The following is a 21,782-nucleotide window of genomic DNA, read 5'->3' as shown; positions in this document are numbered from 1 at the left end:
CAGGCTTGTCCTTTTTTGGGTATAAACATCACATTAATGATGGTTATCTTTTTCCCAGGTGTTGATTTGCTTTTCAGCTTCGTCTTTGCTGATGCCATAACGTTCCTGGATTTTACCTACGACCTGGTCGCGTTTGCCTTCAATCACGTCAAGGTCATCGTTGGTCAGTTTGCCCCATTGCTCCTGTACTTTACCTTTAAGTTGTTTCCAGTTGCCCTCGAAAATATCTTTATTCATGATTAAATCTCCTTAGTTTTAGAATCGTATCTCGGTCATCGACCTGTGAGCTATAGTATCCAGAACACGTTGCTATAGGAGTCGGACGATTTTGTATTTATGCGTAAGAGTTGGCTGACAATGCATTTTGTACTTCTGAAACCCAGTACTGATAGAAACCGTTGCCTCGTTAATGGCTGATGATGGCGAGCGGGATTTCTGGTTAATCACCTGTGGGCGCTCATCAAATTACGCTTTAAACCTGTTAACATGCGAGCATGAATAAAGCCTCTTTTTCTGCGTTCAAACACGCGCTGGCCCAACGGCTACCTTATGAATTGTGGATAGGCTGGCGTTATACGCGGGCCAAACGTAACAATCATTTTATTTCGTTCATTTCCCTGACCAGTATGGTGGGTATCGCTTTAGGGGTGATGGCCCTGATCGTCGTCTTGTCTGTCATGAACGGTTTTCAGGACGAGTTGCGTAAACGCATTCTGGGCGTGGCGTCGCATATCGAAGTGCGCAGTTTTGATGCGGGCTTGTCAGACTGGCAACATGTACAAAGCCAGATTCAATCCCTGCCACCGAAAACCTTCTCCAGCCCGGTGCAGGGCATGGCGCCGTATGTGATGGCACAAGGCATGCTGACGCGTGACCAGGCTGTGCAAGGCGTGTTGATACGCGGCGTGCTGCCGAGCGCTGAAGGCGCGGTGTCTGATTTGTCCACGCAAATGAAGATCGGCAAATTACAGGATTTGCAATCCGGAAAATTCAATATCGTGCTCGGCGGTGACCTGGCGCAGGCGCTGGGTGTGCGCATAGGCGAAAAGGTGGTGCTGATGGCGCCGCAGGGCCAGGTAACGCCGGCGGGGCTGGTGCCACGTATCAAGCAGTTTACAGTGACTGGTATTTTCCAGGTGGGTATGTATGAATATGATGCCGGGCTGGCGCTGATCCACCTGGATGATGCAGCCAAGCTGTATCGTATGGGCGACCAGGTGTCCGGCTTGCGCCTGAAACTGGCCGATTTGTTTGCTGCCGACCGTGTCAGCCGCGAACTCATGCAGGCGCTAGGCCCCAACTATTACATTACCGACTGGACCCAGCAGCATGCCAATTTCTTCAAGGCGATCCAGCTCGAAAAGCGCGTGATGTTTATTATCCTGGCGCTGATTGTGGCAGTGGCTGCGTTTAATATTGTCTCTACGCTGGTGATGGCGGTAACCGACAAGCGTGCCGACATAGCCATTTTGCGCACCATGGGGGCAACACCTCAGGCAATTCGACGTATGTTTGTGGTGCAGGGCGCGATGATAGGGGTGATAGGCACGGTTTCTGGCGCACTGCTAGGCGTGCTATTGGCACTGAATATAGAAACCGTAGTGCCTTGGATAGAGCATACTTTTAACGTACAGTTTTTATCCAAAGACGTGTACTACATTAGTGATCTGCCTTCCAAACTGATGTGGTCGGATGTGACGACCATTATCGGCTTGTCCATTTTCCTGAGCCTGGTGGCGACGCTTTATCCAAGCGGTCGTGCTTCCAAAATGAATCCGGCGGAGGCCTTGCGCTATGAGTAATCTGATTTTGCAGTGCCAGGGATTGGCGAAAACCTATCAGGGTCTGGATACCTCGGTGTTGACCGGAGTGGATTTGACCCTGGCGGCAGGTGAACATATCGCCATTGTCGGCGCTTCTGGTAGCGGTAAAAGTACGTTGCTGCATTTGCTGGGCGGGCTGGATGCGCCTACGCAAGGCGAAGTGCAATGGTTGGGTAAGCCGCTGGCAACGCTTTCAGAAGTCGAAAAAAGCGCCATGCGTAACCAGTACCTGGGCTTTGTCTACCAGTTTCATCACTTGCTGCCGGAATTCAGCGCGCTGGAAAATGTGGCCATGCCTTTATTTATCCGCCGCATTCCACGTGCGCAAGCACTGGCTCAAGCGGAATACTATTTAACGCTGGTGGGCCTTGCCCATCGCTTAGAACATACACCTGGTGAATTATCCGGTGGCGAACGGCAGCGTGCGGCACTGGCACGTGCCTTGGTGACAGAACCCCGTTGTGTGCTGGCCGATGAACCGACCGGCAACCTGGACCGGCAAACGGCAGAGCACGTGTTTGATCTGTTATTGAAGATCCAGGTTGAGCGGGGCACTGCGCTGGTGGTGGTGACGCATGATCTGTCACTGGCCGCGCGCATGCACAAGCAATATCGCCTGCAAGACGGCATATTGCAAACGATAGAAAAAATTCCTGAGCAAGCCCTTATCACGGTGTAAATAAATCCATGCTGCCGGGCGCCACAGTCGGGTTGTTGTTTGGTGTATGGCTGTTTCAGCAACAACCGCGTCTGTGGTCACTGGGCGTGTGGTTGTGCTGGCTGCTGGTGTTAGCCCTTGCTGGATTACTGGCCTGCCGCAGAAAATCTCCAGGTTCGCGGTTCCATCCCTGTTCGCCTGTCTTCCGTAAGCTCTTTGTCATCGTACTCATTGCGGCCCTCGGCTTTGCCTGGGCACAACTGCGCGCCTGGCATCGCCTGCAATCGCAATTACCCTCAAGCTGTGAGCAGCAGGTCATTACCGTAGAAGGCGTGATTGTCGGCGTGCCTGAACGTGATGCACGTGGCCAGCATGTGGATTTTGCCATTGAGCGCAGTTTCAAGGCCGATTGCCCGCTACCAACACGTGTACGGTTGCATCTTTATCAGCAATCCTATCGTGGCGCCTCGCCAACAGCATCACCCGCCTTACCGTTGTTAAAAGCGGGTGAACGATGGCAATGGCGTGTCCGCCTCAAGAGACCGCATGCGACCAGAAACCCGCACGGATTTGATTATGCCGCCTGGTCCCTGGCTAACAAGATCGGCGCCGGCGGGTCTATTGTGGCAAAAGCGCCTATGCGCAGGTTGCAACCGCTGGTCTGGCAGCCCTCTGCTTTGGTCGCATACTGGCGTGCCAGCGTGGGTAATCGCATACAAAACGTCCTCGGTGACACACCACAAAGTGCAGTGCTGAGGGCGCTGGTGATTGGTGATGACAGCAAGATCGCCAGGTCAGACTGGCAATTGTTTGTGGATACCGGCGTGAATCATCTGGTCAGTATTTCCGGTTTGCATATCACCATGCTGGCTTCTCTGGGCTATTTGTTCGTAGGCTGGTTGTGGCGGTTACGCCCGGACTGGGCGTTGCGTATCCCTTCCAGATTGGCCGCAGGCACCGGAGGCGCATTGGTTGCGATTGCCTATGCTGCCTTGGCCGGATTTTCTATCCCCACCCAGCGTACCTTATTCATGTTGCTGACCATGATGGCGATGCTGAGCTTAAAGCAGCGCGTCCCTTTTTCCTGGGTATTGAGTGCAGCGGTCTGGGTTGTACTGGTGCTGGATCCCTGGGCGGTCACTGCACCAGGTTTTTGGCTATCCTTCGGCGCGGTGGCGATACTGGCTTTTGCTCTGGGCGGACGTTTGCGCCCTGCGCGCTGGTGGCATAATGCACTGCAGACACAATGGGTGATTACCTTGGCATTCGTGCCGGTGCTGATGTTCCTGTTTAACCAGCTGTCATTGATTTCACCGCTGGCTAATGGCCTGGCTATCCCTGTCGTCAGTTTGGCGGTGGTGCCACTGGCCATCGCAGGGGCCATCCTGCCATTTGATTTTTTGTTGCATTTTTCCGCCACGTTGTGGGAATGGTGTGCGCAAGGCTTGTACTGGTTACGGCAGTGGCCGGGCGCGGTCTGGTACTTACCTACGCCTTCTTTGTGGGCATGGTGCCTGGCGATGACAGGTATGCTGGTCTGGTTGCTGCCTAGAGGTTGGCCATTACGCTGGGCCGGGCTGGTACTGTGGTTGCCACTATTACTGCCTACGCAACCATTGTTGCACCCAGGCCAGATGCGCGTCACTGTGCTGGATGTGGGGCAGGGTCTCAGTGTGCTGGTGCAGACCGCGCACCACAACATGCTGTATGACGCCGGGCCCGCTTACAACGAAGAAAGCGATGCCGGGCAGCGTATCGTGCTGCCTTATCTGCGTCATCTGGGGGTGCGTCAGCTGGATGCCGCGGTGATTTCGCATGATGACATTGATCACTCCGGCGGCATGGCTTCGGTACTGGCAGGTGTTCCGGCCAATAAATTGCTGAGTTCATTGACGCCGGATGCTGATTTTTTCAGGCAAATGCAGGCGATGCCACACGTGTCGGCTTTGCCGCAGCAACCTTGCCATCAGGGGCAGCAATGGCAATGGGATCAAGTGACTTTCCGTGTGCTGTCTCCGGCAAAAGAGGCGGCAGCAGACCTGAAGGACAATAACAAGAGCTGTGTGATCAAAGTGACGTCGGCCCACGGCAGCTTACTGTTGACCGGAGATATCGAGAAAGAGGCTGAGCGCTGGTTGCTAGAGGCCGTTCCGGATCAGTTAGCCACGACGGTGATGACCATGCCGCATCATGGCAGTAAAACCTCTTCCACCCCCGCCTTGGTCAATGCCACGCAACCAGCCATTGCGATTGCCACGGTGGGTTACCTGAATCGCTTCGGTCATCCCAAGGCCGAGGTGATCGCACGCTATGAGGCGCATGAGACGCAAATACTCCGATCAGACAACGATGGTGCAGTGCTGATGGATTTCCTCTCAGGCGAGAAGCCAATAGTGAGGCGCTGGCGGCAGGTCGAACCGCGTTATTGGGAATAGGCTCGGTAATTGTCATGGTTGGCAATTGTAACGGTGGCGATACCGGACAAAACTTGCCCTTAGGGCTGGTTAACGCTAAAGTAGCGGAAGTTTAAAAACAACTGGAGTGTTTGCTGTGTGGGAAATCATTTTAGCGGCCGGATGGCCAATCTGGCCTCTGGTTATCGCTTCAGTCATTGCGCTGGCGATTATTGTGGAGCGTTCCTGGGCCTTGCGCGCATCGGTTGTCACCCCTGAGCAATTACTGCCTGAAGTGCAAAACTGGCTCAAGCAAGGCGGCGTCACGCGCGAAACCCTGAGTCGTCTGGAAGCACACTCCCTGTTAGGTAAAGTATTTGCAAGTGCATTAGCAAATGCCAACCATTCACGTGAAATTACCAAAGAGGCAATTGAAGAAACAGGCCGTGCGGTCGCTCACAAGCTGGAACAATACCTGCCAACCCTGGGTACTATCGCCACTGTCGCCCCGTTGCTCGGTTTGCTGGGTACGGTGATCGGTATGGTGGAACTGTTTGGTTCGTTTACCAACAGCGGCCACGATGTGGCCCAGTTCGCCCGCGGTATTTCAGTGGCACTGTACAACACGGCTGCGGGTATTGTGGTCGCTGTGCCAGCCATGATTGCCTATCGCTACTTCCGCAGTAAAGTGGACGGTTTCCTGGTGGATATGGAACAGCAAGCCATCAAGCTGGTTGAAATTATCCACGGCGATCGCAACTAAGGTTTAAGGCAAACTATGAATTTCAAGCGTGGTGTTCGCGATGAAGAGTTGGAAATCAACTTTATTCCACTGATCGATGTGCTGCTGGTGATTATTATTTTCCTGATCGTCAGTGCCACTTTCTCACGTACCAGCGAATTGCAGATTAATTTACCGACAGCGGATGCCAGCTCACCGCAGGAAAAACCGTTGACGATTACGGTTGAGGTGGATGCCAGTGGCCGTTACCTGGTAAACGGTAAAGAAGCAAATGGTGCGGTAGTCGCAGATTTGTCGAGTGCATTAACGCAAGCAGCCGCCAGCGGCCCGGCCGGTAAAGAGCCAACCATCATTATCAACGCGGATGCAAAAGCGACGCATCAGTCTGTGATTAATATTATGGAAGCCTCACGCATGGCTAATTACACCCATATCACCTTTGCAACACAGGTAAACTCGCATTAATGTGTGAGTTGCAGCTTGCTGTGATTGCCTGCAAACAAGCCCGTCAACTTTGGCGGGCTATTTGTTTATAGTATCCGAGAGTTTGCATGTCCCGTAGACAGAAATCTGAGCAGAATAAAATCATTAATCCCGGCCAGTTATACCGCCGGTTGATTGCTTACGCCTGGCAATTTAAATTCCATTTTTTGGTTTCCATGGTGGCAACGGCTATATTGTCCACCAGTAACACCGCATTTCTGGCATTGATTAAAAAAATCACTGACGATGGGTTTGTGAAAGAGTCCGCGCAGGAGATGCTGTTACTGCCGCTGATGCTGTTTGGCCTGATGGCTGTCCGCGCTCTGGCCGGGTTCTTTTCATCATACAGCTTGCGTATTGTCGCGCGTCGGGTAGTGGAGATATTGCGCAACCAGGTATTTTCCAAACTGTTGATGTTGCCGGTAAGTTTTTTCGATGCCAATTCCAACGGATTGTTAGTCTCAAAACTCACTTATGACATCGAGCGCCTCTCCAACGTAGTGACCCGTTCGGCGTTGAATGTGTTACGTGATGTGCTGACTGTCATCGGTCTGGTCGCTTACATGCTTTACCTGGACTGGAAGCTGACGCTGGTGTTTGCTGCGGTAGCGCCATTGATGGGCATGTATCTGGCTCGCTCAACGCCAAAGCTGCGTGCTAACGCTAAAAAGGTACAAGAAGCGGTGGGTGAAATCACCAAAACGGCTGAAGAAGCGATTTCAGCCCAGCGTATCGTCAAGATTTTTGGTGCGCAAACATTCGAGAATGAACGGTTCGCCAGTGTGGTGGCGAAAAATCGTACGCTGGAATTACGCACTGCCAGAATCTCGGGTTTGAATAGCTTTGTGATTGAAATTCTCTCCGCAGTAGCGTTGGGCCTGGTTGTGTATTACGCGTTGGGTCAGTTTACCGTCGGTGAATTTGCTGCTTTCGTTGGCGCCTTACTGATGCTGATTGCGCCTATTAAACATATCACTGCTGCCAATGAAGATGTACAGGTAGGGCTGGCGGCGGCGCAAAGCGTTTTCGAGCTGATGGACCTGGATAACGAGCGTGAAAGTGGCGATTACCGTGTTGCGCATGCGCGTGGAGAGCTCAGCTTTAAGGGCGTGACCGTGCGTTACCCGCAGGCGAAGAAAAGTGCTTTAAACCAGCTCAGTTTTGATGTGCGCGCCGGTGAGAAAGTAGCGCTGGTCGGTCGCTCCGGCAGTGGTAAAACGACATTGGTCAACCTGCTGCCGCGCTTTTACGAAGTGCAGGAGGGTACGGTATCGCTTGATGGCGTTGATGTGCGCGATTACCAGTTGAATAGCCTGCGAGCACAGTTTTCCCTGGTGAGCCAGGATATCGTTTTGTTTAACGACACCATCTTCAATAACATAGCCTATGGTGCGTTGCGCAACGCCAGCGAAGAAGAAGTGATTGCCGCTGCCAAAGCCGCAAACGCCTGGGAGTTTATCGAGCACATGCCGCTAGGCTTGCAAAGTGAAATAGGTGACAGAGGTGTGCGCTTGTCCGGCGGGCAGCGGCAACGCATTGCGATTGCGCGCGCGATATTGAAAAATGCGCCTATATTATTGCTGGATGAAGCAACGTCCGCGCTGGATAGTGAGTCTGAGTTGCATGTGCAAAATGCGCTGGATAGACTGATGCAAAACCGGACCACCATTGTGATTGCGCACCGGTTGAGCACTGTTGAGAATGCTGACCGTATTTTAGTGATGGACCATGGCAAAATCATCGAGACTGGTTCACACAAAGAATTATTGGCGCTGAATGGCTATTACAACAAGCTGTATCACAAAGAGTTTCAAGACGACTGATGTGGCGTGGATGGTTCGAACAGCAATGGCAATATAAAGGGTGGGCGCAATGCATGCTTTTGCCATTAGCGTGGCTGTTTGCAGGCCTGGCAGCGTTGCGCCGAACGCTATATCGATGCGGACTCTTCTCCAGCACCAGATTACCGGTGCCGGTGATTGTGGTGGGCAATATATCGGTAGGAGGCGTGGGTAAAACGCCACTGGTGATTTATCTAGCCAATGCCTTGCGTGCGGCAGGTTATGCGCCCGGTATTTTAAGTCGCGGCTATGGCGGCCAGCATACCGGTGAAGTCACTCCAGGCAGTAACCCTGCCGGATATGGCGATGAACCGGTGCTGATTGCGCAGCATACAGCTTGTCCGGTATGGGTGCATCCATTGCGCGCCGAGAGTGGTCATGCATTGTTGCTGGCGCATCCTGAAACCGATGTATTGATCTGTGATGATGGCTTGCAGCATTATGCTTTGCAGCGGACTATTGAGATTGCAGTGGTCAACCGCACGCATGGTTTGGGCAATGGTCGTTTGCTGCCAGCAGGGCCGTTGCGCGAGTGCTTAAGCCGTTTGCATGAAGCTGACCTGGTGGTTGAAAGCGGTCAGTTGCCTGACAGAAACTCAGCTCGGCCAACTTTTAAACAATCTTTGCAGGTAGGAGAGTGGACCTCGGTGTCTGATTTTTCTGCCCGTATCTCCATTCAATCCTTGCAAGAACGGCCTTTGGTGGCCATCGCTGGTATCGGCCATCCGCAACGGTTCTTCCAGTCTGTCCAGGCGATGGGGCTCGCCTGTGAAACCAAAGTATTTGCCGATCATCATGCTTACACGCAAGCTGATTTTATAGATTTGTCAGGTAAAACCATACTGATGACAGAGAAAGATGCCGTAAAATGTCGGCATCTGGATTTAAGTGATGCCTGGTTTTTACCGGTAATTGCCGAGTTGAAGCCTGTCGGGCATCTGCAAACATTAACAGACTGCGTGATCAGTCTGTTAAAACAACGCGAAGGAAAATGAAATGAATCCCAAGTTGCTGGAAATCCTGGTCTGTCCGGTCACCAAAGGGCCGCTGGTGTATGACAAACAAAAACAGGAACTGATTTCTAAATCAGCCCGCCTGGCGTATCCGGTGCGCGATGGTATTCCGGTGATGCTGGAAGACGAAGCGCGCCGTTTGGAAGAGCACGAGTACACCGAGTAGGGTAAGCGCACATGTTTAAAGTTGTGATTCCTGCCCGTTTTGCCAGCAGCCGCTTGCCAGGCAAACCATTGCTGGATATCGCCGGTAAACCTATGATCATTCAGGTGGCGATCCAGGCCAGTAAAAGCCAGGCTGACGAAGTAGTGATTGCTACAGACCATGCGCCGATTTTACAAGTCGTTGAGAAACATGGTTATGCGTCAGTCATGACACGTGAGGATCACCCTTCAGGCACAGACCGGATTGCTGAAGTGGTGCAAACCATGGGTTGGGCAGATGAGACCATTGTCGTCAATGTGCAGGGCGACGAGCCGCTGATAGACCCCTTACTGATTAATGAAGTAGCGCTGGCACTGGGTAAAGATACCCAGGCAGTCATGGCGACTGCCTGTCATCCTGTTCACGATATTGCCGCATTTGAAAATCCCAATGTTGTTAAAGTGGTGTTGAATGCTAAAGGGCAAGCACTGTATTTCAGCCGTGCGCCTATCCCTTATCCGCGTGATGCTGCATACCGGGACAGTCTGAATGCGCATCGCCATATCGGGATTTATGCCTACCGGGTCGGTTTTCTCAAGCAATATGCCAGCTTGCCCGCTACCAGCCTTGAGCAAATTGAGAGTCTGGAGCAACTGCGTGTGCTGTACCACGGTTATCAGATTGCAGTGACAGTGACTGATAAAGCGCCAGCCAGTGGTGTGGATACGCCAGCTGATTTAGAAGCCGTACGCGAGATTTTCTTCCGGAAATAAGGATGGTAGTTTGATTCCATCTTTTTATTAGCCGGAGAAATAAAAAAGCCTCATTGATTGAGGCTTTTTTATTTGCAGCTAACGCTAAGAGGTTAGCGGTTTTTCTGGCGACGCAATGCAATCGTACCCATCAAACCTAAACCAACCAGCATCATGCCGTAAGTTTCTGGTTCCGGTACTGGGATGGTCACAGGTGAAATTGTATAGTTACCAGTGTAGTTGCCACCCAAGATCAGGTTAAATTTCAATGTGTAAGTGCCAGCAGCCAGATTAGAAAAGCTGAAGGTATATCTTGTCAGATCAAAATCATGCAAAGGGAAGATGATAGGGGAGTATGTGAATGTATCATCCGCATCGCTAACTAATGTCAGGCCATTGTACAGACCAGAGTTTGTCTCGTTCAGAAGTCTCAGGCTTGGATCCAAAACGCCTGATAGGTCGAAGTTACCAGCTGTGTACGAAATAGTCACTTTACTGGTTTTTGCTTCGCTGGATCCAAGTGGATCATGACCACTGAAAGTTGCTGTCGTTGCAAAAACAGAGGTGCTGGCTAACATTAAAGCTGCGGCAAGTAATTTTTTCATCATATGTATTCCCTGATTAACGTGGTTTATTGGAGTTGTTAATGTGGCAATCATAGCGATGCGGACTATTCAAAGATATAGCCCGTTAGGGTCAGTAGGTAGTGTCGCACACTGCGAAAGTCAGGTGCGGAAAATAAAATACACTGCGCCCAGGATGCAGAATCCCGCCCACAAATAATCCCATTTAAGAGGCTGTTGCATATAGAAAATGGCAAATGGGACAAAGATCACCAGCGTGATCACTTCCTGCAGGATCTTGAGTTGTGCCAGGTTGAACTGCGTGAAGCCTATGCGGTTGGCCGGTACCTGGAACAGGTATTCAATCAGGGCGATGCCCCAGCTGATTAGAGCAGCGATGATCCAGGGTTTGCTGCTGAGGTTTTTGAGGTGGCCATACCAGGCAAACAGCATAAACAGGTTGGAGATGCTGAGTAACACAATGGTTTTAAGGAGGGTAAAACTCATTGATCTTCCTGGTTAGGTAGAAAATGGCAACTCCAGTTAAAAGCTGCCAGATTAGGGATAATGTCCGGCTATTTAAATAGCCGCTTCGCCCGTTTCACCGGTTCTGATACGGATGACTTGTTCAACGGAAGTCACAAAAATCTTGCCATCGCCAATCTTGCCGGTATGTGCCGCCTTGATAATCGCTTCAATCGCGTTATCCAGCATGTTTTCAGCGAGTACCACTTCTACTTTGATTTTAGGCAGAAAATCCACCACGTATTCCGCGCCACGATAAAGCTCGGTATGGCCTTTCTGGCGACCAAAGCCTTTGACTTCTGTCACGGTGAGTCCGTTGACACCAATCGCTGACAAGGCCTCGCGTACTTCATCGAGTTTGAATGGTTTAATGACGGCTTCAAGTTTTTTCATATGTGCTCCGTGGTTAACTTTTAAAACATTCTACGCAACCACTGCTTTTAATTCAAATGCCGCAGTGGCTAAATAATGCAAGGATTTCAAAATGAAAGGTGGCAGGTGATAGGGTAACGGCGGTCCTTACCAAAGCCGCGTTCGGTAATGCGTACGCCCACCGCCGCCTGCCGGCGTTTGTATTCGTTGCGGTCTATCAGGCGGGTCACCCGCTCAACATCTGCGCGGCTAAAGCCTTTTTCTATAATGGTTTCTATGCCGAGGTCTTTCTCAACATAGGCTTCCATAATGGCATCGAGTATTTCATAGGCGGGCAGGCTGTCCTGGTCGGTCTGGTCTGCGCGTAACTCTGCACTCGGCGGACGCGTGATAATTCTTTCCGGAATCACCGGGCTGAGGCTGTTACGGTAGTTTGCCAGCTTGTAGACCAGTGTTTTAGGCACATCTTTGATCAGCGCAAATCCGCCTGCCATATCACCGTACAAGGTGCTATAGCCCACGGCAGTCTCTGATTTATTGCCAGTAGTGATGACCAGGTGGCCGAATTTATTACTGATGGCCATCAGTAACATGCCACGGATGCGCGCTTGCAGGTTTTCTTCTGTGGTATCAAATGCCTTGCCGGTAAATTCTTCAGCCAGCGTGTCGCAAAAACCGTTAAACAAAGGCTTGATCGGCAATACACTGTATTCAACATCCAGCAATTTGGCCATGTCAGCAGCATCTTGAATGCTGATATCCGCCGTAAACTCTGAGGGCATCATCACCGCTTTCACGCGCTCTTTGCCCAGCGCATCAACGGCAATAGCCAGCGTCAGGGCCGAGTCTATGCCACCTGACAATCCCAATACCACGCTTGGAAACCGGTTTTTATTCACGTAATCTTTCAGGCCCAGCTGCAAGGCCTGATAGACAATCGCTTCTGATGAGTCGTGCTCGCGGATGGCTGTTGGCACAGGTTGATTCTGCGCCAGTGACATATAACCCAGGCAATCCTCAAACATGGGAAATTCCTGCATAAGCGCGCCCTGATTGTTCATGGCGAATGAGGCGCCATCAAACACCAGTTCATCCTGCCCGCCTATCATATTGGCATAAATAACCGGCAGGCCGGTTTCCCGGACGCGTTCACGCAAGACCTGGTAACGGGTCAGCTGCTTGTGTAGATGGTAGGGTGAAGCGTTGATGACCAGCAGCACTTGCGCGTTTGCCTGTAAGGCTTGTAAAGCTGGTCCGGGCTCCCAGATGTCCGCACAGATCAGGACGCCGTAACGTGTGCCTTGCCATTCGAACACCACCGGTAAGTCGCCTGCTTCAAAATAACGTTCTTCATCAAACACGTTGTAGTTGGGCAGGTGATGTTTATGGTATGTCGCCTGAATGCGACCCGAGTGTATCACCGAGGCGGCGTTATAACGTTTGCCCGCAATCTCATGCGGATGACCAATCACAACCGCCAGGTCAGCCGGAAGCTGCTGTTCCAGCCATTTTAACGCGCGCTGGTTTGCCGCGTAAAAGTCCTGCCTGAACAATAAATCTTCGGGGGGGTATCCGCACAGGGAGAGTTCCGGGGTCAATAACAGGCGGGCACCTTGAGCAAATGCCTGGTTTGCTAAATCCAGAATGCGTTCGGCATTTTTCTGCATGGCGCCGACCATGCTGTTCATTTGGGCAATGGCGAGTTTCATGCAGCAGCCATTCAGTATTTGCCACCCGCGGCTTTAATGAGGTCGACCATGGCCGGGTTTTGCGCCTTGAGTGCATAGACATAGGCAGTCAGGCCATACTGGTCACGTGTTTTGACATCAGCGCCGTGCTTGATGAGCAAATCCGCCATATCGGGAGAATTATTGCTGACAGCCAAATGCAGCAGCGGTGTGCCTTCGCTATCCTGATGGTCTATATCTGCTTTACGCTCGAGCAGGGCAGTGGCCACCTCTTTCTGGTCTTTTTTCACAGCCCAGGTCAAGGCTGTCCACTCGTGCTCATCCTCTTCATCCACTTTGGCACCATGTTCGAGTAAAGTGATCACAGCAGGCGTAAAGCCTTCCCTGGCGGCGATCATTAATGCGGTGGTGCCCAATTTGTCTTTCAGATTGGCGTCAGCGCCATTTTTGAGGATGGCTGTAATGGTAGGCACATTGCCACTTTTGGCCGCGTACATGAGCACCGTTTTGCCATCGCTGGCGCGTACATTAGGGTCAAAGCCTTTGGCGATGATCAGGCCGACCACTTCACTGTAACCGGAAGTCGCCGCCAGACCGAGCGCACTCCATCCGTCTGGATCGCGGATTTTAACGTCGGCGCCTTTCTCCAGCAGCGCTTTAACGGCATTAAGGTTATTTTTCTTGGCGGCAAACATCAGGGCAGTCCAGCCACCCTGGTCTTTGGCATTGATGTTGGCACCGCTGTCCAATAATGTACGTATGACTTCAGCCTGGTCCTTGCGGGCGGCATACATCAGGGGAGTGATTTTTTCCGAATCGGTCACGTTGGGGTTGGCACCGCTTTTAAGCAAGGCTTTTACCGTTGCGATATCGCCTTTGGAAGATGCAATCAGCAGATAGGAGATATCCGAACCGCTTTCGGCATTCGTGCTTTCAGTCGCCGCCGCTTCTTGGTTAGCCTTCTTTTTGTGTTTACTGGCGGCTTCTGCAGCCGTCAGTCCGAATAACAGGGCAGCGCTGCACAGCAGCAAGCCAGGCCAGTATCTTGTCCGGGGAATACGCTTCATGCAGTCTCCTGTTGATTTATTTTGCAGCACGCTGAATCGCTGCCAGTACCGCTTCACCCAGCCCGGCAGGCGAGTCAGCGACTACACAGCCTGCTGCTTCCAGTGCAGATATCTTGTCTTCCGCACGGCCTGAGCCGCCGGAGATAATGGCACCGGCGTGGCCCATGCGCTTGCCTTTAGGCGCAGTCAAACCGGCAATGTATGCTGCGACCGGTTTGGTGACGTGGTGTTTGATAAAGTCAGCCGCAGTTTCTTCATCGCTACCGCCAATTTCGCCAACCATAATAATCGCTTCGGTTTCGGGATCATTCTGGAATAGCGCCAGGCAATCGATAAAGTTCAGGCCTTTGATCGGGTCGCCACCTATGCCTACACAGGTGGTTTGACCTAATCCCAGCGCAGAGGTTTGATGAACGGCTTCATAAGTCAGTGTGCCTGAACGTGAAACCACACCAACTTTGCCACGTTTGTGGATACTGCCCGGCATAATGCCTATCTTGCACTCGTCCGGCGTGATGACGCCGGGGCAATTGGGTCCTATTAGTTTGGTGCCATTCGCAAGCAACGCGGCTTTCACGTTTAGCATATCCAGTACCGGTATACCTTCCGTGATACAGACGATCAGTTCTATACCTGCATCTGCCGCTTCCAGGATAGAGTCAGCGGCAAATGGCGGCGGTACATAAATCACGCTGGCATTGGCCTGGGTTTCCTTGACCGCTTCGCGCATGGTGTTGAACACCGGCAGATTCAAATGCTGCTGGCCGCCTTTACCAGGCGTGACACCGCCTACCATCCTGGTACCATAAGCCAACGCCTGTTCGGAGTGGAAAGTACCCTGTTTGCCGGTAAAGCCCTGGCACAATACTCTGGTATTTTTATTAACTAAAATCGCCATGACTACACACCTTCGCTTACTGCTTTGACTGCCTGTTTGGCGCCATCGGTCAGGCCATCTGCCGAGATAATATTGAGGCCGCTTTCGCGCAACATCTGTTTGCCCAGTTCGACATTAGTGCCTTCCAGGCGTACCACTACCGGGATGGTCATGCCGACTTCTTTCACAGCCGTGATAATACCGGTAGCAATAATGTCGCAACGCATGATGCCGCCAAAAATATTCACCAGGATGGCTTTGACATTCTGGTCGGCCAGGATGATCTTGAACGCCTTGGTCACGGTTTCCGCTGTCGCTCCACCGCCTACATCGAGAAAGTTGGCCGGCATGCCGCCATGCAGCTTGATCAGGTCCATAGTCGCCATCGCCAGTCCGGCACCGTTGACCATGCAGCCGATATTACCGTTGAGGGCGATGTAATTGAGGCCGCTATGATGCGCTTCCGCTTCCTTGGCGTCGTCCTGTGACCAGTCGCGGATTTCCGCAAAAGGTTTCTGGCGGTACAGTGCATTATCATCCACGGTCATCTTGCAATCGAGCGCGACCAGTTTTCCTTCTGTGGTGACGATCAGTGGATTGATTTCAAGTAAGGATAAGTCGTTATCCTTGAATAATTTGTACAGGCCCTTAGCCAGTTTAGTGAACGCAGCAATCTGGTCGCCACTCAAGCCCAGGCCAAATGCCAGGTTACGTGCCTGGTAATCTATCAAGCCATTTAATGGGTCGCAGATTTCCTGCAGAATCTGGTCAGGTTGCGTTGCCGCAATCTCCTCAATATCCATGCCACCAGCACTCGAAGCGACCATCACCACGCGTTCCAGGCTACGGTCTACCAGCATGGACAGGTACAGTTCACGCGCGATCGGCAAGGTTTGTTCCACCAGTACCTGGTGCACCGGCTGTCCATCAGGTGCATTTTGGTAAGTGACAAGGTGTTTACCCAGCAGTCCACCTGCCACCGTTTGAGCTTCCAGAGCCGATTTCACGACTTTTACGCCACCCGCTTTACCACGGCCACCGGCATGCACTTGCGCTTTCACCACCCAGGCTTCGCCACCAAGTTCTTTGGTCGCGGCTGCAGCGGCTTCTTCAGATTGGACAACCAGACCGGCGGGAGTGACTAAACCATACTTTTGCAGTAGTTGTTTAGCCTGATATTCGTGCAGATTCATGAAAATAAACTGTTTTTGTGATTAAGCTGTCATTTTGGCGCAAATGCCCATTCAAAGCTAGGCTGCAAACAAAAAAACCGCAGCTAAGTGCGGTTTTTTTATTAGGTAATCTGTGCCAGAGCTTACAGGTCTTGCGCCCAGGCATTGCCATAAACTTTGCCATTACGTGAGAGTATCACCATCTGGTACATACTGATCACCCACATATAAGTAGAAGCCAGGCTATAGCCCAGGCCGCCGATAATGGTTAGCCAGGCAAAATGCGGTGACCATTTGGTCAGCCACCAAGACATCACATCGGCGATCAAGAACGCAAACGGGAAGCCGATGGCAATCACTTTGGCCGTTTTCGGCACATTGACCGCAAAGCTGAAAATCAGGCCAATGAAAAAGAAGATGAAGCTGATGCCAAACAAGTGAATATGCGAGACCCTGGTCAGGCCACTGATGGTGGCGCCCTCGTTGACTTCAGCGCGGGCTTTCACCTCTTCATATTTGGTAAAGTCCGGGATGCCGGGAATATTGCTGTGGCACATGACACAGTGCTGGGCAAACACCTGTTTGTAATGTGATTCCCATTGGTCTTGCGGCGCGCCCAACTGTGCCCATTTGATAATGTCCTGGCGTACTTCCAGCGGTGCCTTGTCAGACATGGAACCATTCAACTTGCTCGCCAGTTTGGTGCCGCTACGGTCACCATAATAGCTATACACGATGTCATTGACGGATAAACCGAATTTACCGTCCGCCATGCCGTGTGTGAGCATGATTTGTAAACCGGCCATACACAGGCCCACGCCAATCACCAGCAGATACCCGACAAACAGTGCTTTCAGCGGTAATGGAAGATTAGGCAGGTTTAGCCATGGTAATGTTTGAGACTCTTGTTTCATTACGATCCCTAGGTAATCTGAGTTAAGTAATCTGAATGGTAAAGTTATTAAACACTAATTGTTTGAATTTTTGGCAAGCATACCATCGCCTGAGAAAATCCTAAAACAGAAATATTCCTTCACCATGACAAATCAAGCATTGCGGCTTCCACTGGTATAATCCAGCCTTTCAATTCCAGTAGGTTTTATCATGCGCTTAGTGGTTCAAGGGCCTGCCATCAGCATGGCTCATCTCACGCATATTCACGGCCTGGTCGGCGGCTATACACAGTTCGCGCAAATCGCTGAACATGCATATTATTTGCCAGTTGCCCAAGGCGATTACCTTGAAGTAAAAGCGTTTTGCGCCAGCCAGCAGATAGATTGTGCCGTGGTAGAAGATGCCCATAGACTGCAAAAGTTTGGCCTGTGTGTGATGGATATGGATTCCACCCTGATTTCAATCGAATGTATAGATGAAATCGCAGATATGATGAATATCAAACCGCAAGTCGCTGAAATCACCGAAGCCGCCATGCGGGGCGAGCTGGATTTTTCTGCCAGTTTGCGTAAAAGGGTGGCTTTACTTGAAGGTTTGCCAGAGACAGCCTTGCAGCAAGTGATTGCTGAGCGCTTGCGTTTTAATCCTGGCGTCGAGCATTGGATAGCAACCTGTCAACAACATGGCATCAAAACCATGGTAGTGTCAGGCGGCTTCACCGTGTTTGCCAATTATGTGAAACAAACACTGGGGCTGGATTATGCGGTTTCCAATACCCTTGAAATTGTGGATGGCAAACTGACCGGCCAAGTGCTGGGCGATATAGTGGATGCGCAGCGCAAAGCAGATGAATTGGTCAAGCTGCGAAATCAGTGGGGATTAACCGCCCAGCAAACGATTGCCATTGGTGATGGTGCCAATGACTTGAAAATGATGGCTGCGGCTGAAGTTGGCGTGGCTTACCATGCCAAGCCGGTAGTGCAGCAGCAAGCCAGGTATGCATTGAATATTGTCGGGCTGGATGGTGTGGTGAACCTGTTAACCCTGTAGTGAGTGTGCTGCCTTAATTTTAGGCAGGCAGCCTACTGTCTCACTCTTAAAGAGTAACCTTAAGTTCTTCCTCTACTGTTTAAATCTACGGACAGGGCTCATGCTGCTGGTTTAATGAATTAACGCATTGATTTATTTTTGCATTATTTATAATTAACGATTGCTATTGTTTTATTAAAAGTGCATAGTGTGCACACGCGAAGTTCAAGCATTGTTGTTTTCTCTGGTGTATCTTTCGGTTCTATCGTTAATCCCGCCATCTTGACTCTCGCCCTAAATTGGGGAAACCCTTTCATTATTTAAGGAAATTCAAATGGCAACAGGTGTAGTTAAGTGGTTTAACGATGCAAAAGGTTTTGGTTTTATTACTCCGGATGCAGGTGGCGATGACTTATTCGCGCATTTTTCAGCGATCGAATCTAGCGGTTTCAAAAGCCTTGCAGAGAATCAGCGCGTTTCTTATGAAGAAACGACAGGCCCTAAGGGTAAACAGGCATCTGCGATTCAAGTCATTGCTTAATTGCGTGCGGTTGGGTGATTGACACCCGCTTTAAAGCCCGTTTTGTACGGGCTTTTTTGTTTTTATTTTAAGGATATCGCATGGCTAAAGAAGAATTGATTGAAATGCAGGGCGCAGTGACTGAAATATTGCCGGATGCTCGTTATCGTGTCACCCTGGATAATGGCCATAGGCTAATTGCTTATACCGGCGGAAAAATGCGCAAGCATAAAATACGTATTTTGGCAGGCGATAAAATTACCATTGAAATGTCGCCATACGATATGGAAAAGGGCCGCATCACTTTCCGCCATCTGCCACCAAAGCGGCCTGTTTAAGCTGCTCTCACAATGTGTCTGCGTTTAAATAGGCGAGTTCTGCTTCGGTAAAACCTGCCAGTTTACGTGCTTCCATATTAAAGGGCGGTCGCAGTTTGGGCGCCTGATACTGCTGGCGCAAGGATTCAAACGTTTCCAGAAAATCCACGCCACGCTGACCACATAAAAATTGGAACCAGCGATTGCCGATCGCAACATGGCCAATTTCATCATGCAAGATAATATCCAGAATGGCCGCAGCAGCATGGTCACCGGCCTGTGCCAGTTTATTTTTGAGTGGCGGCGCAGCATCCAGCCCACGTGCCTCCAGAGTCCTCGGGACTAATGCCATACGCGCCAAAACGTCGGATTGCGTTTTTTCTACCATTTCCCACAGGCTGTTATGGCCATCAAAATCACCATAATCAAATCCCAGGCTTTGCAGATGTTGCCGCAGTAAGCTGAAGTGATAAGCCTCTTCTTTGGCGACCAGCAGCCAATCGTTGTAATAATCAGCTGGCATATCAGTAAAGCGCCACACAGCATCCAGTGCCAGGTTGATGGCATTAAATTCGATATGGGCGAGTGCATGAATCAGGGCGGCGCGGCCTTCGACAGTATTCATGGCGCGGCGCTTGAGCAGCTTGGGCGCGACCAGGGCAGGGCGTAAAGGCCTGCCAGGCACAGGTGCTTCAGCCACTAATTGCAGCGATGGATTTAATTGCAAATGACCAGCGCGATGGCTTTCCCACAGGGATTGCACTTGTGTGAATTTGAGTTGCGGGTCACTGATGATCAGTGTTTGCAGGGCGAGTGTTCTCAGGCAAAGCGTCATAACACTCGAATTTTACCGTGAATCGACTGCCGGTGTCGTGTGTCACCGGATGTTCCAGCCCGGCGCCGACATTAATCGTGGCATTATGGTGTTCAGCTACTTCGGCCACAATCGCCAGGCCCAGGCCGCAGCCATTGCCCTGGTTGGGATTCAGCCGGTAAAAACGTTCGAATATACGTGCGGTCTGCTCGGGTGGAATGCCCATGCCGCTATCCGCCACTTGCAGGAATAGGTAGCGTCCTGCCTGCCACAATCGGATCTGCATCAGGCCCTGTTCCAGCGTATACAGGATGGCATTTTCCAACAGGTTATTGAGCATTTCAGACAACATCAGGGCATCGCCCCAGACGTGATCCTGCTGTGTTTCAATCAGTACCTCCAGTTCAAGGCCCTTGTCGGTGGCGGGGCCTATCCAGCGCGCGCACTCTTCATAAATAATGCTGGTCAGTGACACGGTTTGAAATTTTAACTGCGTGGTCGCTGCGTCTGTCCTCGCCATACTCAATAGTCGCTGGATCAGGTGCGATAAGCGGGTAGTGCTGCGCAGTATAAAGTTAAGCGGTTCTTTCACCGTCTCTGGCGGGTCACTGCGTAGGGCCAGTTCTGCCTGTGTCTGCAATCCGGCAATCGGGGTACGCAGCTGATGCGAGGCATCAGCAATAAATTGCTGTTGTTGCTGTAATCCGGCAGTGACCCGCCCCAGCAATGCATTCATGGCCTGGATTAAAGGTTTCAGTTCCAAAGGTGGCGAGTTGGTATCCAGCGGGCTCAGGTCGCGGTAAGACCGTTCATGCAAGGCGTCTTTCAAATCCTGCATCGGCTTGAGTGCAAAGTAGATACCCAGCTCGATCACGATAGCTGCCAGTATCATCATCAGCACTTGCGGCAATAACATTTCCTCGACCATTTCGGCCACCATGGCATCACGTTTGGCCGTGGTCTCTGCCATGCTGATCAGGATGTTGCGCGCGTTCGGCTCGGTGCTGACCGGCAACGCAAAAGTCACCACCCGGATAGGCTCGCCCTTATAGACACTGTTGTAATAAAACTCCTGATTGCCCCCCATGGGCGTGGAAGGCAAGGGCAGGCGGGCTTCACCAAACACCAGTTTGCCATCCGGCCCGCTAATGCGGATATAGATGTGGTCACCCTCGTTATAGCTGAGCAGGTGGCTGGCGACTTCGGGGAGCTCGATCTTGACTTCATTATGCTCATCGACAATGACTTCGTCAGACAGCGCAAGTACAGTACGTAAGAGTGCCTGGTCGTAAGCCTGGGTAGCATAATGCAAAGCGCGTGAGTAAGAGATAGCGGCTGAAATGCCCAGGACTACCAGCATGGTCAGTAACAGCCACAACCGTAACTGGTTTTTAAGCGAGCGCGGCGGTGCCATCATAAGGTCGTATGTTCAGCTTCCAGCATATACCCCAGGCCGCGGACGGTACGGATACGCGCACCACTGGGTTCGATCTTTTTACGCAAGCGGTGGATGTAGACTTCAATCGCATTATCACCAAGGGACTCATCCCAGTTACAGAGTGATTCCATAATCTGTTCTTTGGCAATAATCTTGCCCATGCGCATCATCAGGGTTTCCAGCAGGTGCAATTCGCGGGCTGATAGCGTAATCGCGAGCTCGTTAATACTGGCCAGTTTGTTTGGTACATCCAGTTTTAAATTACCGCACTGCAAGGGTAAATTGTTGCCAAGTTTGCTGCGGCGTATCAATGCGCGCACCCTTGCTTCCAATTCTTCCAGATGAAAAGGTTTGGTCAGAAAGTCATCCGCGCCCAGGTCCAGCGCCTGCACGCGGGTAGCTACATCTTCGCGTGCGGTCAGGATCAGCACCGCCACCGGGTTGGATTGCTGGCGCAAGTGGGAGAGCACCTGCGTGCCATCCATGGTCGGTAAACCCAGGTCCAGAATCACCAGGTCGTAGACGCCATCCTGAATCGCGCGTATGGCCTGCTTGCCATCGGCGACGTGGTCCACCGCGTATTCAGCCTGCGTCAATACACGTACCAATCCGTTTGCAATCACCAGGTCATCTTCAACAATCAGTAAGCGCATCGT

Annotated in this window: 24 protein-coding genes; 12 read left to right on the top strand and 12 right to left on the bottom strand. The window is 51.4% G+C overall.

The features are described 5' to 3' along the window. Positions 1-33 precede the first annotated feature (33 nt). Entirely contained in the window at positions 34-237 is a 204-nt protein-coding gene (locus ACFQ2T_RS05460; RefSeq protein WP_379031573.1) for a CsbD family protein, read from the bottom strand. 257 nt (positions 238-494) lie between these two features. Here ACFQ2T_RS05460 and ACFQ2T_RS05455 point away from each other — a divergent pair, with 257 nt between their 5' ends. The 9 genes from ACFQ2T_RS05455 to kdsB all read left to right on the top strand — a co-directional run bounded on the left by ACFQ2T_RS05455 (position 495) and on the right by kdsB (position 9,871). Beyond that, positions 495-1,802, top strand: a complete 1,308-nt coding sequence (locus ACFQ2T_RS05455; RefSeq protein WP_379031571.1) for a lipoprotein-releasing ABC transporter permease subunit — start codon at positions 495-497, stop codon at positions 1,800-1,802. After that, the gene (locus ACFQ2T_RS05450) at positions 1,795-2,502 is read left to right on the top strand and encodes an ABC transporter ATP-binding protein (protein ID WP_379031569.1); all 708 of its coding nucleotides are present in this window, start codon (positions 1,795-1,797) and stop codon (positions 2,500-2,502) included. The genes ACFQ2T_RS05455 and ACFQ2T_RS05450 overlap by 8 nt, the downstream gene beginning before the upstream one ends. Positions 2,503-2,510: 8 nt before the next feature. After that, positions 2,511-4,916, top strand: coding sequence for a DNA internalization-related competence protein ComEC/Rec2 (locus tag ACFQ2T_RS05445; RefSeq protein WP_379031566.1), 2,406 nt, complete (start codon positions 2,511-2,513; stop codon positions 4,914-4,916). A gap of 115 nt (positions 4,917-5,031) precedes the next feature. Then, positions 5,032-5,637: a MotA/TolQ/ExbB proton channel family protein gene (locus ACFQ2T_RS05440; protein WP_379031563.1), complete on the top strand. Its 606-nt coding sequence runs from the start codon at positions 5,032-5,034 to the stop codon at positions 5,635-5,637. A 15-nt stretch (positions 5,638-5,652) separates the two neighbouring features. Further along, positions 5,653-6,081, top strand: coding sequence for an ExbD/TolR family protein (locus tag ACFQ2T_RS05435; protein WP_379031560.1), 429 nt, complete (start codon positions 5,653-5,655; stop codon positions 6,079-6,081). A gap of 86 nt (positions 6,082-6,167) precedes the next feature. Further along, positions 6,168-7,922: a lipid A export permease/ATP-binding protein MsbA gene (gene msbA, locus ACFQ2T_RS05430; RefSeq protein WP_379031558.1), complete on the top strand. Its 1,755-nt coding sequence runs from the start codon at positions 6,168-6,170 to the stop codon at positions 7,920-7,922. Next, a complete protein-coding gene (gene lpxK / locus ACFQ2T_RS05425) occupies positions 7,922-8,935 on the top strand; it encodes a tetraacyldisaccharide 4'-kinase (RefSeq protein ID WP_379031556.1) in 1,014 nt (337 codons plus the stop codon). The genes msbA and lpxK overlap by 1 nt, the downstream gene beginning before the upstream one ends. Position 8,936: 1 nt before the next feature. Further along, the gene (locus ACFQ2T_RS05420; protein ID WP_379031554.1) at positions 8,937-9,119 is read left to right on the top strand and encodes a Trm112 family protein; all 183 of its coding nucleotides are present in this window, start codon (positions 8,937-8,939) and stop codon (positions 9,117-9,119) included. Positions 9,120-9,130: 11 nt separating this feature from the next. After that, entirely contained in the window at positions 9,131-9,871 is a 741-nt protein-coding gene (gene kdsB / locus ACFQ2T_RS05415; protein WP_379031551.1) for a 3-deoxy-manno-octulosonate cytidylyltransferase, read from the top strand. A 92-nt stretch (positions 9,872-9,963) separates the two neighbouring features. Here kdsB and ACFQ2T_RS05410 read toward each other — a convergent pair whose 3' ends face one another. From ACFQ2T_RS05410 to ACFQ2T_RS05375, 8 genes are all read right to left on the bottom strand, one after another. After that, positions 9,964-10,458, bottom strand: coding sequence for an FxDxF family PEP-CTERM protein (locus tag ACFQ2T_RS05410; protein WP_379031548.1), 495 nt, complete (start codon positions 10,456-10,458; stop codon positions 9,964-9,966). Between the two features lie 117 nt (positions 10,459-10,575). Then, positions 10,576-10,920 (bottom strand): DMT family protein, encoded by a 345-nt coding sequence (locus ACFQ2T_RS05405; RefSeq protein WP_379031545.1) that lies wholly within the window; start codon positions 10,918-10,920, stop codon positions 10,576-10,578. A gap of 72 nt (positions 10,921-10,992) precedes the next feature. After that, on the bottom strand, positions 10,993-11,331 hold the full coding sequence (locus ACFQ2T_RS05400) for a P-II family nitrogen regulator (protein ID WP_325242023.1): 339 nt from the start codon (positions 11,329-11,331) through the stop codon (positions 10,993-10,995). A gap of 86 nt (positions 11,332-11,417) precedes the next feature. Then, entirely contained in the window at positions 11,418-13,019 is a 1,602-nt protein-coding gene (locus ACFQ2T_RS05395; protein ID WP_379031542.1) for an NAD+ synthase, read from the bottom strand. A gap of 11 nt (positions 13,020-13,030) precedes the next feature. Continuing rightward, a complete protein-coding gene (locus ACFQ2T_RS05390; RefSeq protein ID WP_379031539.1) occupies positions 13,031-14,065 on the bottom strand; it encodes an ankyrin repeat domain-containing protein in 1,035 nt (344 codons plus the stop codon). A 16-nt stretch (positions 14,066-14,081) separates the two neighbouring features. Then, complete coding sequence (gene sucD / locus ACFQ2T_RS05385) at positions 14,082-14,963, bottom strand: succinate--CoA ligase subunit alpha (RefSeq protein ID WP_379031535.1); 882 nt, start codon at positions 14,961-14,963, stop codon at positions 14,082-14,084. 2 nt (positions 14,964-14,965) lie between these two features. Then, positions 14,966-16,135: an ADP-forming succinate--CoA ligase subunit beta gene (gene sucC, locus ACFQ2T_RS05380; RefSeq protein ID WP_379031532.1), complete on the bottom strand. Its 1,170-nt coding sequence runs from the start codon at positions 16,133-16,135 to the stop codon at positions 14,966-14,968. A gap of 122 nt (positions 16,136-16,257) precedes the next feature. After that, positions 16,258-17,028 carry an elongation factor-1 alpha gene (locus ACFQ2T_RS05375; RefSeq protein WP_379031530.1) on the bottom strand — a complete coding sequence of 257 codons (771 nt, stop codon included), beginning with the start codon at positions 17,026-17,028 and terminating at the stop codon, positions 16,258-16,260. A gap of 190 nt (positions 17,029-17,218) precedes the next feature. On the opposite strand from ACFQ2T_RS05375, the gene serB reads away from it, so the two are divergent. The 3 genes from serB (at position 17,219) to infA (ending at position 18,895) form a co-directional block, all read left to right on the top strand. Beyond that, positions 17,219-18,058: a phosphoserine phosphatase SerB gene (gene serB, locus ACFQ2T_RS05370; RefSeq protein ID WP_379031527.1), complete on the top strand. Its 840-nt coding sequence runs from the start codon at positions 17,219-17,221 to the stop codon at positions 18,056-18,058. A gap of 313 nt (positions 18,059-18,371) precedes the next feature. Further along, positions 18,372-18,578, top strand: a complete 207-nt coding sequence (locus ACFQ2T_RS05365; RefSeq protein WP_379031524.1) for a cold-shock protein — start codon at positions 18,372-18,374, stop codon at positions 18,576-18,578. Between the two features lie 80 nt (positions 18,579-18,658). Next, positions 18,659-18,895 (top strand): translation initiation factor IF-1, encoded by a 237-nt coding sequence (gene infA / locus ACFQ2T_RS05360; protein WP_091469625.1) that lies wholly within the window; start codon positions 18,659-18,661, stop codon positions 18,893-18,895. Positions 18,896-18,902: 7 nt separating this feature from the next. Here infA and ACFQ2T_RS05355 read toward each other — a convergent pair whose 3' ends face one another. From ACFQ2T_RS05355 to ACFQ2T_RS05345, 3 genes are read right to left on the bottom strand one after another with little or no spacing between them, the layout of a single operon-like run. Next, positions 18,903-19,709 carry a ferritin-like domain-containing protein gene (locus tag ACFQ2T_RS05355; RefSeq protein ID WP_379031521.1) on the bottom strand — a complete coding sequence of 269 codons (807 nt, stop codon included), beginning with the start codon at positions 19,707-19,709 and terminating at the stop codon, positions 18,903-18,905. After that, positions 19,660-21,105, bottom strand: coding sequence for a sensor histidine kinase (locus ACFQ2T_RS05350; protein ID WP_379031519.1), 1,446 nt, complete (start codon positions 21,103-21,105; stop codon positions 19,660-19,662). Before ACFQ2T_RS05350 ends, ACFQ2T_RS05355 begins: the two co-directional genes overlap by 50 nt. Beyond that, positions 21,102-21,779: a response regulator gene (locus ACFQ2T_RS05345; RefSeq protein WP_379031516.1), complete on the bottom strand. Its 678-nt coding sequence runs from the start codon at positions 21,777-21,779 to the stop codon at positions 21,102-21,104. The genes ACFQ2T_RS05350 and ACFQ2T_RS05345 overlap by 4 nt, the downstream gene beginning before the upstream one ends. Between the last annotated feature and the right edge of the window lie 3 nt (positions 21,780-21,782).

The organism is Methylophilus flavus, from assembly GCF_042678905.1.
GTDB lineage: Bacteria > Pseudomonadota > Gammaproteobacteria > Burkholderiales > Methylophilaceae > Methylophilus > Methylophilus flavus.
The sequence above is the reverse complement of the archived record's forward strand: the minus strand, read 5'-3'. Positions and strand labels throughout refer to the sequence as shown.